At 57.8% G+C, this 13,720-nt stretch carries 11 protein-coding genes; 3 read left to right on the plus strand and 8 right to left on the minus strand.

Features of this window, described 5'->3' with window-relative positions; all coding sequences use genetic code 11:
• Positions 1–98: 98 nt before the first annotated feature.
• From ABLU67_RS21220 to ABLU67_RS21235, 4 genes are all read right to left on the minus strand, one after another.
• Positions 99–3,173: an efflux RND transporter permease subunit gene (locus tag ABLU67_RS21220; RefSeq protein WP_348852524.1), complete on the minus strand. Its 3,075-nt coding sequence runs from the start codon at positions 3,171–3,173 to the stop codon at positions 99–101.
• Entirely contained in the window at positions 3,170–4,318 is a 1,149-nt protein-coding gene (locus ABLU67_RS21225) for an efflux RND transporter periplasmic adaptor subunit (protein WP_032749614.1), read from the minus strand. The genes ABLU67_RS21220 and ABLU67_RS21225 overlap by 4 nt, the downstream gene beginning before the upstream one ends.
• 78 nt (positions 4,319–4,396) lie before the next feature.
• The gene (locus ABLU67_RS21230) at positions 4,397–5,593 is read right to left on the minus strand and encodes a HAMP domain-containing sensor histidine kinase (RefSeq protein ID WP_048263721.1); all 1,197 of its coding nucleotides are present in this window, start codon (positions 5,591–5,593) and stop codon (positions 4,397–4,399) included.
• A complete protein-coding gene (locus tag ABLU67_RS21235; protein ID WP_049079877.1) occupies positions 5,590–6,285 on the minus strand; it encodes a response regulator in 696 nt (231 codons plus the stop codon). Before ABLU67_RS21235 ends, ABLU67_RS21230 begins: the two co-directional genes overlap by 4 nt.
• Before the next feature lie 122 nt (positions 6,286–6,407).
• On the opposite strand from ABLU67_RS21235, the gene ABLU67_RS21240 reads away from it, so the two are divergent.
• Together ABLU67_RS21240 and ABLU67_RS21245 are read left to right on the plus strand one after the other, a co-directional pair.
• Positions 6,408–7,196 (plus strand): MipA/OmpV family protein, encoded by a 789-nt coding sequence (locus tag ABLU67_RS21240; protein ID WP_014228809.1) that lies wholly within the window; start codon positions 6,408–6,410, stop codon positions 7,194–7,196.
• 115 nt (positions 7,197–7,311) lie between these two features.
• Positions 7,312–7,605, plus strand: a complete 294-nt coding sequence (locus ABLU67_RS21245; RefSeq protein WP_014838068.1) for a YciI family protein — start codon at positions 7,312–7,314, stop codon at positions 7,603–7,605.
• Positions 7,606–7,655: 50 nt separating this feature from the next.
• Here ABLU67_RS21245 and phoH read toward each other — a convergent pair whose 3' ends face one another.
• From phoH to efeU, 4 genes are all read right to left on the minus strand, one after another.
• Positions 7,656–8,444, minus strand: coding sequence for a phosphate starvation-inducible protein PhoH (gene phoH / locus ABLU67_RS21250; protein WP_014228807.1), 789 nt, complete (start codon positions 8,442–8,444; stop codon positions 7,656–7,658).
• Positions 8,445–8,953: 509 nt separating this feature from the next.
• Positions 8,954–10,234: an iron uptake transporter deferrochelatase/peroxidase subunit gene (gene efeB, locus ABLU67_RS21255; RefSeq protein ID WP_182094821.1), complete on the minus strand. Its 1,281-nt coding sequence runs from the start codon at positions 10,232–10,234 to the stop codon at positions 8,954–8,956.
• Positions 10,235–10,238: 4 nt separating this feature from the next.
• Positions 10,239–11,366: an iron uptake system protein EfeO gene (gene efeO / locus ABLU67_RS21260; RefSeq protein ID WP_032749621.1), complete on the minus strand. Its 1,128-nt coding sequence runs from the start codon at positions 11,364–11,366 to the stop codon at positions 10,239–10,241.
• A gap of 52 nt (positions 11,367–11,418) precedes the next feature.
• A complete protein-coding gene (efeU, locus tag ABLU67_RS21265; RefSeq protein WP_348852525.1) occupies positions 11,419–12,249 on the minus strand; it encodes an iron uptake transporter permease EfeU in 831 nt (276 codons plus the stop codon).
• A 273-nt stretch (positions 12,250–12,522) separates the two neighbouring features.
• Here efeU and ABLU67_RS21270 point away from each other — a divergent pair, with 273 nt between their 5' ends.
• Positions 12,523–13,707 (plus strand): nucleoside transporter C-terminal domain-containing protein, encoded by a 1,185-nt coding sequence (locus ABLU67_RS21270; protein WP_014228804.1) that lies wholly within the window; start codon positions 12,523–12,525, stop codon positions 13,705–13,707.
• Positions 13,708–13,720 lie beyond the last annotated feature (13 nt).

The raw sequence follows: 13,720 nt of genomic DNA on the forward strand, positions 1-13,720 counted from the left end.
CCTCACCGCCATATTTTAAGAAGAGCTCGTACGCAAGTACGGGCTTTTTTTTCGCCTGTTGCACCCCGACCGGGGTCGCCCCCGGCCATCCAGTGTTATTAAGCGGCGGGACGTTTTTCCCGGTATCCTCCCCTCTCCAGCAGCAGGCTAAAGGACGCCGGCAGCACGGTTAACGTGACGAGCGTCGCGACAATCAGCCCGCCAATGATGGCATACGCCATCGGTCCCCAGAATACCTGATGAGAGATGGGGACCATACCCAGTATCGCGGCGCAGGCGGTCAGAAATATCGGCCTGGCCCGGTGCTCTGCGGCGGCAATAATAGCGGCATCGCTTTCCATGCCCTGAGCCTGATTGCCGTCGACTTCAGTGATAAGTATCACGGCATTGCGGATAATCATCCCCGCCAGCGCGATGACGCCGAGCAGAGCCACAAATCCCATTGGCGTGTCGCCCGGCAGCATGGCCATAACAATCCCCGGCAAGCCGAACGGGGCCATGAACAGAGCCAGCAGCATACGAGAATAGCGCCGCAGCTGAAGCATCAGTAATAACAGCATAATGCCGAGGGTGACGGGTAAAATATTCAATACCGAGCTGTTGCCTTTTTCGGACTCCGCGACCACTCCGCCTTCGACAATGCTGTAACCGGTGGGTAAACCCGCGCGCAGTTGATCCACCGTCAGGCGCAGACCGTTCGATACGCCTTCTGCCCGCATTCCCGGCGCGAGGTCGGTTTGTACGGTGATAAACGGCAATCTTTGCCGACGCCAGAGCACCGGATCGTCCACTCGCCAGGTTGGCGTGGCCACCGCGCTGAGGGGAACTTTTTCTCCACCGCGCCCCTCAACCGTCAGCGATGACAGGGTGGCAAGATTCAATCGCTCGCTGTCGTTCGCCCGCAGCACCACATCAACCAGCCGGTCATTGTCTCTCAGCGATGTGACCGTCGTGCCTGACCAGACGGTATTAAGCGTCTGCGCCAGACTCTGCGATGACACTCCCGCCGCCCGCGCGGCAGTCTGGTTCACCTGCAGGACGATGGTTCTCTCCGGCTCGCCGGCGGTCTGATTTACCTCCCGGGTTAACGGCGAGCGCCCTATCGCCTCGGCCAGACGCCCGGCATACTCTCTGACCTTGAGATAATCAGGCCCGCTGACCCGGTATTTGATCGGCCAGCCCACCGGAGGCCCTAGCTCCAGAGGCGAAACGCGCGAGGTCAGATCGCTGAATTGCGTGGCCAGCAGCGTGTTTAACTGTTCCCGCAGGCGGTCGCGGGCGGCCAGGTCTTTCGCCACCACCACCAGCTGCGCCGTATTTTCATTATCCAGCAGAACATCCATCGGCAGATAAAAGCGGATGGCGCCCGCCCCAATATAGGTCGAATAATGGTCAATATTGCGATTCCCGGCGAGCGCCCTTTCCAGCCTCTCCGTTTGTTTCTCCGTTTCCGTCTGCGAAGCATTGGCCGGAAGCGTCAGGCTGACCAGCAGCTCCGGGCGATCAGATGAAGGGAAAAACTCCCCCTGCATAAACGTGGTCCCGTACACCGACAGCCCCAGCGCGGCCAGCGCAATCCCAAGGGTGGCAAGCCGGTGGCGCAGTACCGTACGCAGAAGTCGTCCATATCCCCGCGCCATGCGGCCCGGGCCTGCGGCACGATGTTTCAGCTTTTCCGGCAGCAGCCACGTTCCGGTCAAAGGGGAGAACAGAATCGCCACGACCCATGAATTCAGAAGCGCCATCAGCACCACGGCAAACAGCGAAAAGCAGTATTCGCCCGCGCTGGATGAGGCAAAACCGACGGGAATAAACCCGGCAATCATGACCAGCGTACCGGTCAACATCGGAAATGCCGTGGTTTGGAAAGCGTACGTCGCCGCCTGCCGTCGCGTATCGCCGGCCTCAAGCCGGGATACCATGGTTTCCACGGCGATCATGGCATCATCCACCAGCAGCCCTAGCGCAACGATCAGGGCCCCGAGAGAGATGCGCTGTAGACCAATGCCTGCCAGCAGCATCCCGGCAAAGGTCAACGCCAGCACCAGCGGGATCGCCGCGGCCACCACCAGCCCGGCCCTTAATCTCAGCGAGACAAAAGAAACCGCCAGCACAATCAGCACGGCTTCCACCAGTACCCGGACAAACCCGCTTACGGCGCCGCTGACCACCGCCGACTGGTCAGCCACTTTAACTATCTCGATGCCGTGCGGCAGCCCGGCGCCGATGGCGCGCATTCTGTTATTCAGCGTCTCGCCAAAGCGCAGCATATTGCCCGTCGGCGCCATGGAAATCGCCAGCCCAACGGCAGGACGTCCGTTAACGCGAAACGCCGCTGAAGGCGGTTCGGCCGCGCTTCTTTCAATCGTGGCAATATCGGTCAGGGGAAGATAGCGATCGTTGATGTGCAGGATGACGGCGCGCAGGCTCGCTTCGCTCCTGAGGGCCCCGCTGACGTTTAGCGTGATATTCTCCTGCCCGGTGCGCAGGGTTCCTGCCGGCGCCACGGCATTCTGGGCCTTCAGAGCGTCCGCAACCTGCTGAATGGTAAGCCCCATACCGGCCAGCCGGGCGGGCGAAAAAGCGATGACTATCTGCTCCTGCGGCTCGCCAAGGAGGACCGTTTTGCCGATATCCGGCACGGACATCAGTTCACGGCGGATCGTCTCCACCCGCTGTCGCACCTCTTCAAGGCTATATCCGTCAGGGATAAATCCGTAAATGGTGCCGTACGTGTCGTCAAACTCATCGTTCACGCTCGGTCCCTGCGCGCCTTCCGGCAGCGATGGCGCAATATCCTGCATTTTTTTGCGGATCTGGTACCAGATCGCCGGGACGTTGTGCGCCGGGGTGTCATCGCGGAGATTAATATAGATAACCGTTTGCCCGGCTCGGGTTTCACTTTCGATATAATCGAGCCAGGGCGTTTCCTGTAATTTTTTCTCCAGGACATCCGTCACCAGATGCGTGGTATCCGTTACCGACGCGCCCGGCCACTGCGCCGAGACTACCGCCGTTTTGATAGTGAAAGCCGGATCTTCATTTCGCGGCAGCAGCGTATAGCTGAGCGAACCGATAACCATAATCAGCAGCATAAAGAAACTGACCATTTGCGGGTTTTCCAGCGCCCATGCAGAAAGGTTAAAGCGATTTTTTGACGGCGCTATTTTCACGGCAGCCTCTCTCCGGCGACGACTTTTTCGCCCGGGCGCAGTTTGCTAACGCCGGCGGTAATAACCCGATCGCCGGGCACAAGGCCGGAGGCGATGATCGCGGAAGAAGCCGTGTAGCTGGCGAGAACGACAACGCGCAGCTGCGCCTGCATCTGCGGGGTAATCACAAAGACGGCCGGTTTATCTCCGCAGCGGCTCAGCGCAGAAGCCGGTATGGCGTACCCCGTCGAGCCTGATGACGGCAGCCTTACCGTGACGCTGGCGCCCAGCGCCATCGCGGCGGGCGGTTTCTTGAGCGTTGCCCTGACGCGCCATGTCCGGGTCTGGGGATCGGCCTGTGGGCTAATATCACGCAAAACAGCATAGGCCTTCACCCCGGCATCGCTGAGCAAAGCAACCTGAAATTCTTCCGCCCTTTGCGCCTCAACCTTAGCGGGATCCGGGATATCAAACACCACATCGCGCGCCTGACCCGCCGCCAGCGTCACCACCGTCTCTCCGGCGCTGACCACCTGACCGGGAGAGGCGCTGACCGCCGTGATAACCCCCTCACCCGGCGAAGTAAGACGCGTCCAGCCCAGGCTTTCCCTGGCGTTGCGCAAAGCGGCCTCGCTGCTCTTCACCCGGGCGCTGGCGACCAGCCAGTCCGCCTGCGCGCTGTCCAGCTGAGAGCGGGCGATTGCGCCCGTGGCGATGAGCTTCTGCATCCGGTTAACGTTCAGCGCGGCGACCCGGGCGGTCGCTCGAGCGCTCTCATCATCAGCCGTCGCGCTGTCCAGCTGATTTCGCGCGCTGGTCTCTTCAAGCGTCGCCAGCAGCTGCCCGTAGTTGACCCGATCGCCGACATCCACCGCGCGCGTCAGCATCCTGCCCGCCGTACGAAAGCTCAGGGCCGTCTCATCATGCGCGTGGATTTCGCCCGTTCTTTCCAGAGCGGGAAGCGTCGCCGGGGAACCCACCACCACGTAGCGCACCGGGCGGGCCGGCGCGGGCTTTTCGGCGCTTTTATCGCCGCAGCCCACAAGCGGTACGATCATCAGGATCAGTACGATCGGCGGCAACAGCGCAAACCAGGATAGCGTCCGTTCTGCGCCGAGCAAAGCGTACACGCACTGACGAAGGGAAAGAACTAACTCATATAACATAACGCCACTCCGTTCGGGAAATGGCGCCATTACATGACACATTCATCGAGAATGGCTCGATGTTGTGTCAAGGGATTATCAAGGCAGGCTGTTTTCTTCTGCGGCGGGAGCGTACGGCAGAACAACGCGAATCTGCAGGCCGCCGCTCGCCGGTAGCGACGCGCTGATGCGCCCCCCGTGCGCCACGCAGATAGCGCGCGCAATGGATAATCCGAGGCCGCTGCCGCCGGAGTGTCTGGCGCGGGACGCCTCCTCGCGGGTAAAACGTTCAAACATATCCGGTAAAAAATGCCTCGCCACGCCGGGCCCGTCATCGACAAAATCAATGGCGTAAGCGCCCTCGCCGCGGCGCAACGTAATTGCCAGATGTCCCCCCCTGCGCCCGTAGCGTACGGCATTTTCCATCAGTACGCTAAATACCTGGCCCATGCGAAAAGCATCGCCGCGGAAGGGACAGGACGGCGACGGCTGAATGGCGATCGTCACGCTCTGCGCGTCCGCCTGCGGCGTTAACCATGCGGCTCGCTCCTGAAGGAGCTCATCCAGACAAAATGGCCGCTCATCGAGCACCAGATTGCCGGCATCCGCCAGGGAAAGCAGATGCAGCTCATCGGTCAATCGATTCAAATGCTGGAGTTGTTTCATCACCATCTCCAGCTGCTGCGGCTGGGTATCAAAAACGCCATCCAGCATGCCCTGCAGACGGCCAATCGCCGCCGTCAGCGGGGAGCGAAGCTCATGCGCCATCGCAACATGCGAGGCGCGGAGTTCTTTATCATAGCGGGCCAGCTGGCCGGTCATTTTGTTAAAGTCGGCAGCAAAGCGGATCATTTCCGCTGGCGCGTCCTCAATCAGCTCCGCCTGGCGGCCAAATTGCCCCCCGGTGACGTCCTTCGCCGCATCACGAAGACGGCTGAACTGCAGCGAGAGTGGACGGGCGTAGCGGAGCCCCATAACGACAATGAAGGGGATCATGACCAGCACCAGCACCGCCACGGTCACCCAGTCCGCCGAGGCGATAGAGGGCGTGGAATAGCTCAATCCCCACCAGGTATCGACAATCTGATGAAAACGCGCCGGGTTGGCCTCCGGATTGCGGCTGAGCGCAATGAATTCCTCCCGCAAAGCGGGCGGCATTTTGTGCATGATCCAATAGTTTTGCACGGCGAAACGCAGCCACATACAGGTGGCGATAACCATCACGCTGCCGATGGCCAGCGCCAGAATGCGCCCGCAAATCCAGCGCCAGAGAGAGGAGTGACGGGTCTTCATCATGGCTGTCTGAACCTGTAGCCCACGCCGCGAACGTTGACTAGCACCCCGGATACCCCCGCCCCCTCCAGTTTTTTACGCAGGTTATAAATATGCGTATCCACCACGCGCTCAAGCGCTTCGCTCTCAGGAAGGCAGCGCTCCAGCAGATACTGTCGCGAAAAGGGACGGACGGGGGCGCGCATCAGCGTAGCCAGAAGCGAAAACTCGGTCGGGGTAAGATCGAGAATATGGACAGGTTCCCCCGGATTGCTGACGGCCGCGACGATGGCAGCGACGTCCACCTCCAGCCCCTGCCAGCGCAGAATGTCTTCCTGCGTCTCCGCTTTGCGGCTCCGCCGGAGCACGGCCTGAACTCGCGCCACCACTTCGCCGGGATGATAAGGTTTCACCACATAATCGTCGGCGCCATAGCGCAGCGCGCCAATACGATCGGGCATATCCCCCATCGCGGTAACCATAATCACCGGCACATCGCTTTTCCGCCGCAGGCTGGCCAGCACCTCGGTGCCGTTCAGCCCGGGCAGCATCACGTCCAGCAGAATCAGATCGGGTTTCCAGCGCTGCGCCATATCCAGCCCAGCGAGGCCATCCACGGTGACCGCCACATCATAGTTTTCCCGGCGTAAATAGGCCTCAAGCACCCCGGCCGCGTCGGCGTCATCTTCAATTATCAACACTCTTCTGGACAACATCTGTTCACCTTGACCGTTTCTTAACACTATCCCGACCGTTCATTGATTTAGCAAAACCATACTGCACCGGCATTCTGCGGCGCGTCCTTATCGACGGCGCCCGCGTCCACGTGGAGAACAGTATGATAGCCAGAAAAATTTCGCCGTATATGGTCGTGCCGTTTTTAATGGCGATAACACCCGGCGCGCGTGCCGATGAAGCCGCCGCGCCTTCCGATGGGCTGACTATCGGGGTGGGCGGAAAATACGCGCCTCGTTACAGCGGCTCTGACAAGCAGAGTTGGCAGGTGGTTCCCGTACTACAGGGGCGGAAAGGCGCTTTCTTTATTGATAGCCAAAAAGGCATAGGCTATGACCTGGCTGGCGACAGCGGTCTCTACTTCGAGCACACGCTCGGTTATGACCTCGGGCGAGCGGAAAAAAACTCAGGCTGGCGCGATGGGGCGAATACGCTGAAGGGGATGGGTAATATTAAAGCCACCATGAATACCGCCTTCGCCGTCGGCTGGTCGGTCACGCCGTGGCTCACCGTTGAAGGTAAGGCTACGCTTCCGCTCACCGACGCCCAGGGCGTGCATTATCAGACCTCCGCAACCCTCCTGCTGCTCCAGAACTCGCAGGATATCGTTGCCCTACAGTCCGCCGCGCTGTTTGGCGACGGCCGGTACGCCAATACCTTTTACGGGGTCGATCAACGGCAGAGCGCCCGTTCCGGCTATCGCCCCTATCGCGCACCCGGCGGATTTTACGGCATCGACAACGCGCTGACCTGGAGCCATCAATATGACGAGCATTGGGGTTCCACGCTCAGCGCCGGCTATACCTGGCTCGGAGAACACGCCGCTGACAGCCCGATAGTCTCACGGCGCAATGAAGGTTCCGTGACCGCGGCAATCACCTGGACATTTTAATCGATCCTGCGCTCGTCCAGACACCCACCGCGTCAGTTGATTAAAAAAACCTGAAGCGCTGTTCACGTGAATGATAAGCTTCTGCAGCGTTACATTTAAATGTTAAGGAAGGAAAATGAGCACCATTGCCGTTGTTGTTCTGACTTACGTTAAACCGCTTGATCAGGTAGACGCCCAGCTTGCTGCGCACGTGGAATGGCTAAAGCAAGGCTATGCTGACGGAATATTTCTCGCTTCGGGGCGTAAAATCCCCAGGTCCGGCGGCGTGATTCTGGCTAAAGGCGATGATATGGATGGGCTGCAAAACTGGCTGAGCCAGGATCCATTTCAGCAATCGGGCGTAGCGAAAGTCGAGATCGTTCCTTTTGAAGCCACGATGGCCGCTCCTTCACTGCAGGCTCTTCTGTAGTGCAGCAAAAACAAAGCCCGGTCACCCGGGCTTTGCAGACGCAGAAGTACTCAGTAGTAGGCTTTCAGCGCGCGCTGGCAAAGCGTTGAGCGCACGCAATCATCGGTTGTAAAGCGCACAATACCCACCATCTCATCCTCTTCAAAACGCGCCAGCGCATCGGTCAGACCCGACCGTACGCCTGAAGGTAAATCGCACTGGGTAATGTCGCCGTTGACGATAACCGTCACGTTCTCCCCGAGGCGGGTCAAAAACATCTTCATTTGCGCAGCGGTCACGTTCTGGGCCTCGTCCAGAATCACCACCGCATTTTCAAATGTACGTCCGCGCATATAGGCGAACGGCGCGATTTCCACCTTGCCGATTTCCGGACGCAGGCAGTACTGCATAAAGGAAGCCCCTAGCCTTCTCACCAGCACGTCATAGACCGGTCGGAAATAGGGAGCAAACTTCTCGGCGATATCTCCCGGTAAGAAGCCGAGATCTTCGTCGGCCTGCAGAACGGGACGGGTAACAATAATTCTGTCCACATCCTTATGGATCAGGGCTTCAGCTGCTTTTGCCGCGCTAATCCAGGTCTTACCGCACCCGGCCTCGCCCGTGGCGAAGATCAGCTGTTTATTGTCGATGGCATTCAAATAATGCGCCTGAGCGTCATTGCGCGCTTCGATTGGCGATGCGTCGCGGCTATCCCGCGCCATGCCAATGGCTTCTACGCCACTCATTTGCACAAGCGATGTGACCGATTCTTCTTCGCGCTGCTTATGGCTTCGCGAATCCTGTCTCAGCACACGTTTGGCCTCACGACGAGCTCTGGTCACTGCTTTTTGTCTTCCCATGGATAGCACCTTGCGTTGTTGGTTTACATCACACGCGCCACGATCGACGCGATTATGCGCACTAACGATTGAGGTTTGGCTTCCTTGTAAGCCATTGCTTGCCTGACGAATTGGCAGAGGGTCACGGCTACGCGCACCGGTAACCTTGCCTGGGTTCTGGTTTTCTTTGATAGAGGAGGAGGATTTTGCGGTGTGAAAATCGCGGCCGGAAGTTGGGCTCCCGTGCTGATAAGTACGGTCTGGGGTTTGACGTTTTCCGTTACAGCAATCGGGCATTCGCGATCTCCATAATGAAACGAGACTACTGCCGAGAACTACCGCGCCTGTAATAAGTACATCAGAAATAATTCTAAGCGCAACTTATTTTTCACACACAGACAACAAATAATTCTCATCGCAGCTGAGGAGAGTTTCCGACTATAAGATTACAGAAAAATGAAACAAGGCAGGAAATACAAAAAATGAATGGAAAAACAGCAGAAAACGCCCTGCCCTTGCGGGCAGGTACGTCAGGCTTCGAGCAGCGATTGCCCGAGATAATGCCGATCGTCGATAACCCCCGGCAGAACAAAGAAATAGCCGCCGCCAATGGGCTTCACGTACTCCTCCAGCGCTTCTCCATTCAGGCGCTTTTGCACCGTCAGGAAGCCTTTTTGCAGATCGTGCTGGTAGCAAACAAACAGCAGCCCCATGTCCAGCTGACCGGAATTGGTCACCCCCAGCGAATAGCTATAGCCCCGGCGCATCATCAGGCTGGATTCGGTTTCCGGGGTACGCGGGTTCGCCAGACGGATATGGCTATCGAGCGCAATGGTATCGCCGTCAGGGTCTTTGCTGTAATCCGGGACATCGTGCTCGTGCTGCATCCCAAGCGGCGCGCCGCTCAGTTTATCGCGGCCAAAAATAGTCTGCTGCTCTTTCAGCGGCGTGCGATCCCAGAACTCAACGTGGAACTGAATAATCCTCGCCGCCTGATAGCTGCCGCCCGTCGCCCACGCTGGCTCTCCCTGGTCGGCGGTGACCCACACCACTTTATCCATTAGCGCCTTATCGGTGCTCACCGGATTCGCGGTGCCGTCTTTGAAGCCCAGCAGATTCACCGGCGTCTCTTTACCCTTGCTGCGCGCGGCGCTGTCGGAGATAAACCCTTCCCGCTTCCAGCGCACGCTGAGCAAATCCGGGGTGTGCTTAATCACATCCCGCAGGGCGTGAATCACCGTATCCTGGGTGTTGGCGCAAATTTGCAGCAGCAGATCGCCGTGGCACAGCGCCGCATCCAGCGAATCGTTCGGAAAACGCGTCATCTTTTGCAGCCTCTTCGGCGCCTGATGAGCCAGGCCGAAACGCTCGTCAAACAGCGAATGCCCCACCGAGACGGTGATCGTCAGATTATCCGGGGCGATCCACGGCCCGAGAATGCCTGAGTCCATCGGCGGCAGCCGCGGGTTCGGCGTCTCCGGCGCGGGACCGCCTTTGGTCAGAAAGGCGATACGCCGGGTCAGCAGGCGAAACAGCCGCTCAAGGTCCGCTTTATCGCTGGCCAGCACATCAAAGGCGACAATCATCATCGACGCCTGCTGCGGAGTCAGCACTCCTGCCTGATGTGGACCATAAAACGGCTGCGCTTCCTGACGCGCATCCGGCGACATCGTGCCCGGAGAGCTATTGTCTTTTGCCGCGTGCGCCACCGGGCAGCCGCCGGATATCGCCAGCGCGCCGCCAAGCGCGCCAATCCCTTTTAACAACCGCCGCCGGGACGGTTGATTAACATCATATTTTTGCTCAGCCATCGCCTTAGTCCAGACCCAGGATCCCGCGCAGCTGGGCCAAATCTTCCGCCAGCGTGGTGATCGGGCCTTTCAGCGCGTTACGATCGGCATCCGTCAGCTTGTCATAGGTCTCAAAGCCATCTTTGGTGCGGTATTTGCTGAGAATGGCGTCCACCTTTTTGAAGTTGGCATCCACCTTCGCCAGCAGCGCGCTGTTCTCTTTTTGCAGCTGCGGACGCAGCAGGTCGACGATTTTCTGCGCGCCGTCAATGTTGGCCTGGAAATCCCACAGGTCGGTATGGCTGTAGCGATCTTCTTCTCCGCTGATTTTGCTGGCGGCCACTTCTTCAATCAGACCGGCCGCGCCGCCGACCACTTTTGACGGCGGAAACGCCAGTTCGCTAATGCGTTTTTGCAGCTCGAGAACGTCAGCATTTAATTGATCGGCATACTTATCCATTCCCTTGACGCTGTTATCGCCAAACAGCGCTTTTTCCAGCCGGTGGAAGCCGGTGAATTTCGGATCTTCGGCTTTTTTCTCGTAGTCATCCTCGCGGGCGTCAATGCTGCCATCGAGATCGGAGAACAGTTCGGCGATCGGTTCAATACGTTCATAGTGCTGGCGCGTCGGCGCGTACAGCGCTTTCGCCTTCTCGATATCGCCCGCTTTCACCGCATCGGTAAAGGCTTTCGTGCCGCTAACCAGCTCCGCGGTCTCGGCGGTGACCCAGGCTTTATAGGCGGTAATAGCTTCACCCAGGCTGAGCAGCGCATCGGCTTTGGCGGCATCTTTGGTCGCCTCGCCGGTCACCGTCAGTTTGCCTTTCGGGTTAGTCAGCAGGCCGCAGGTCATATCATATTCACCCGGCTGCAGGTTGGCCGTCAGCTTTTGCGTAAAGCCGGGGGCGATATTCTCCCGCTCTTCCACCACCATCACCCCTTTCAGAATCTCCCACTCCAGCGCTTTCTGGCTGTGGTTCTGAATGATGAACTGGGTTTTACCCGCCTTCACGGTGACGTTCATCGGCTCGCACTGTTTGTCGGTGACGGTCACTTTGACCTGCGGAATATCGGCCGCCTGGGCGTAAAAAGCCGAGCTGAACAGCGCAGCAAGCGTAAGCTGCAGCGCATTACGACGAAAATGATTCATCATGACCATCCCTTTCGATAAGTATGTTGTCACTATTGCAATCCGCGATGCCCGACTACGCTGCCCGGGATGCGGTGGTTTTTTTACCCGGCGGCGAGACGTACAGCACCAGCGCCGGGATCAAATAGATAAAGTAGACCGCCACTTCGCTGACGGTCGGCGTTTCCTGATAGCCGAAGATCCCTTCCAGCAGCGTGCCGAATAGGGTGTGCGTCGAAATGACGTTGCTCAGGTCGAAGGCGACCGCCTGGAAATGGTTCCACAGTCCGGCCTCATGGAAGGCGCGGATAGCCCCCGCGGCGAGGCCTGCGGCCACCAGTAAAATAAACAGGCTGGTCCATTTGAAAAAGACGGCGAGATTCATGCGGATGCCGCCCCAGTAGATCAGGAACCCTAAAACGATGGCCGTCGCCAGACCGAGCATCGCGCCGATGGGCGGCCAGATTCCGACATCCTGCTGGAAAGCGGCGAGCAGGAAGAAGACCGATTCCAGGCCTTCACGCGCGACGGCGAAAAAAACCATCATCACCAGCGCCCAGCCGTGGTTATTTCCACGCTGGAGGGCATTATCAACCGCCTGCTCAAGCTGCTGTTTGACGTTGCGCGACACCTTACGCATCCAGAACACCATCCAGGTCAGAATGCACACCGCCACCACCGCCACGATGCCTTCGAACAGCTCCTGCTCGCGCTGCGGAAACTCGCCGGTGGTTTCGTTGATAAAAATTCCGAGGCCCAGGCACAGCGCCGCCGCAAGCAGCACCCCAATCCACATGACGCCAATCCAGCTACCGCGCTGGGTGCGTTTCAGATAGCTGGCAATCAGGCTGATAATCAGCGCAGCTTCCAGGCCTTCACGTAACATGATGAGAAATGGGACAAACATGCCAACACCCTTAAATGTGAACCGCAGTCAACTGATGCAAAGATAGGTAAATATTTATGATAGTGATTATCATTACAATAATCAGAAACACAAGTGAAATGTGGAGTGAATGATGACGATTTGTAAATCAGTCGCGAACAAATAATGACTTGCGCGATTATCTCGCAGCCCAGGCCGCTCGGGGCAGGAGGACGGGATTTTTTGCGCCAGATATTTACCCGGCTGCCCAGCTGTGGCTAAATGGCGGCCTTATTGACCTGCGAAATAAACGACATGACTCAATTCTTGCACTTCCTGCTGGCGCTGGTGGTTATCCTCGCCCTTGCCTGGCTTGCCAGCTACGACCGTAAAAAAATCCGCATTCGCTATATTATCCAGTTAATTATTATTGAAGTTGCCCTGGCTTTCTTTTTTCTCCACGCCGAAAGCGGCCTGTGGCTAGTGAAAAATATCGCATCCTTCTTTGAATCACTGCTCGGCTTTGCCGCCGAAGGCACCAACTTTGTATTTGGCGGCATGAGTGAAAAAGGGCTGGCGTTTATTTTCCTTGGCGTGCTGTGCCCCATTGTCTTTATCTCCGCGCTCATCGGTATTCTTCAGCACTGGCGTATTCTGCCAATTTTTATTCGCCTGATTGGCACCCTGCTGTCAAAGGTTAACGGTATGGGTAAGCTGGAGTCCTTCAACGCGGTCAGTTCGCTGATTCTCGGTCAATCAGAGAACTTTATTGCCTATAAAGGCGTGCTCGGCGATCTCTCTTCCCGCCGCCTGTTCACCATGTCGGCCACCGCGATGTCGACGGTGTCGCTCTCCATCGTCGGCGCTTATATGAGTATGCTCGACGCGAAATACGTCGTTGCCGCGCTGATCCTGAATATGTTCAGCACCTTTATTGTGCTGTCGATCATTAACCCGACGCGTCCGGGCAGCGAGGAGGAGATCAAGCTTGAAAAACTGCATGAATCCCAGAGCTTCTTTGAAATGCTCGGTGAATATATTCTGGCCGGTTTTAAAGTCGCGATGATTATTCTGGCGATGCTGATTGGTTTTATCGCCTTAATTAGCGCCATAAATGCCCTGTTCGCCACGATATTTGGCCTGAGCTTCCAGCAGATCCTCGGCTACGTCTTTTATCCCCTGGCGTGGCTGATTGGCATTCCGCTTAGCGATGCGCTGAACGCCGGGAGTATTATGGCGACGAAACTGGTGGCCAATGAATTTGTCGCCATGATTGAGCTGCAAAAAATAGCCGCCAGCATGACGCCGCGCGGGCTGGGAATTTTATCCGTGTTCCTGGTTTCCTTCGCCAACTTTGCCTCTATCGGCATTATCGCCGGGGCGATTAAAGGCCTGAACGAGCAGCAGGGGAATATCGTTTCCCGCTTTGGCCTGCGCCTGGTGTATGGCGCAACGCTGGTCAGCCTGCTCTCCGCCAGCTTTGCGGGGCTGGTACTGTAACCGAAGCGCGTTT

It is taken from the genome of Klebsiella sp. GN_Kp190, assembly GCF_040061795.1.
GTDB classification, from domain to species: domain Bacteria; phylum Pseudomonadota; class Gammaproteobacteria; order Enterobacterales; family Enterobacteriaceae; genus Klebsiella; species Klebsiella michiganensis.

Bases quoted from the DNA above. Each gene is read 5' to 3' on its own strand.
- ABLU67_RS21225 (WP_032749614.1), bottom strand. From the start codon at position 4,318: ATGTTATATGAGTTAGTTCTTTCCCTTCGTCAGTGCGTGTACGCTTTG.
- ABLU67_RS21240 (WP_014228809.1), top strand. From the start codon at position 6,408: ATGATAGCCAGAAAAATTTCGCCGTATATGGTCGTGCCGTTTTTAATG.
- ABLU67_RS21230 (WP_048263721.1), bottom strand. From the start codon at position 5,593: ATGATGAAGACCCGTCACTCCTCTCTCTGGCGCTGGATTTGCGGGCGC.
- ABLU67_RS21270 (WP_014228804.1), top strand. From the start codon at position 12,523: ATGACTCAATTCTTGCACTTCCTGCTGGCGCTGGTGGTTATCCTCGCC.
- efeB (WP_182094821.1), bottom strand. From the start codon at position 10,234: ATGGCTGAGCAAAAATATGATGTTAATCAACCGTCCCGGCGGCGGTTG.
- efeO (WP_032749621.1), bottom strand. From the start codon at position 11,366: ATGATGAATCATTTTCGTCGTAATGCGCTGCAGCTTACGCTTGCTGCG.
- phoH (WP_014228807.1), bottom strand. From the start codon at position 8,444: ATGGGAAGACAAAAAGCAGTGACCAGAGCTCGTCGTGAGGCCAAACGT.
- ABLU67_RS21245 (WP_014838068.1), top strand. From the start codon at position 7,312: ATGAGCACCATTGCCGTTGTTGTTCTGACTTACGTTAAACCGCTTGAT.
- ABLU67_RS21235 (WP_049079877.1), bottom strand. From the start codon at position 6,285: ATGTTGTCCAGAAGAGTGTTGATAATTGAAGATGACGCCGACGCGGCC.
- efeU (WP_348852525.1), bottom strand. From the start codon at position 12,249: ATGTTTGTCCCATTTCTCATCATGTTACGTGAAGGCCTGGAAGCTGCG.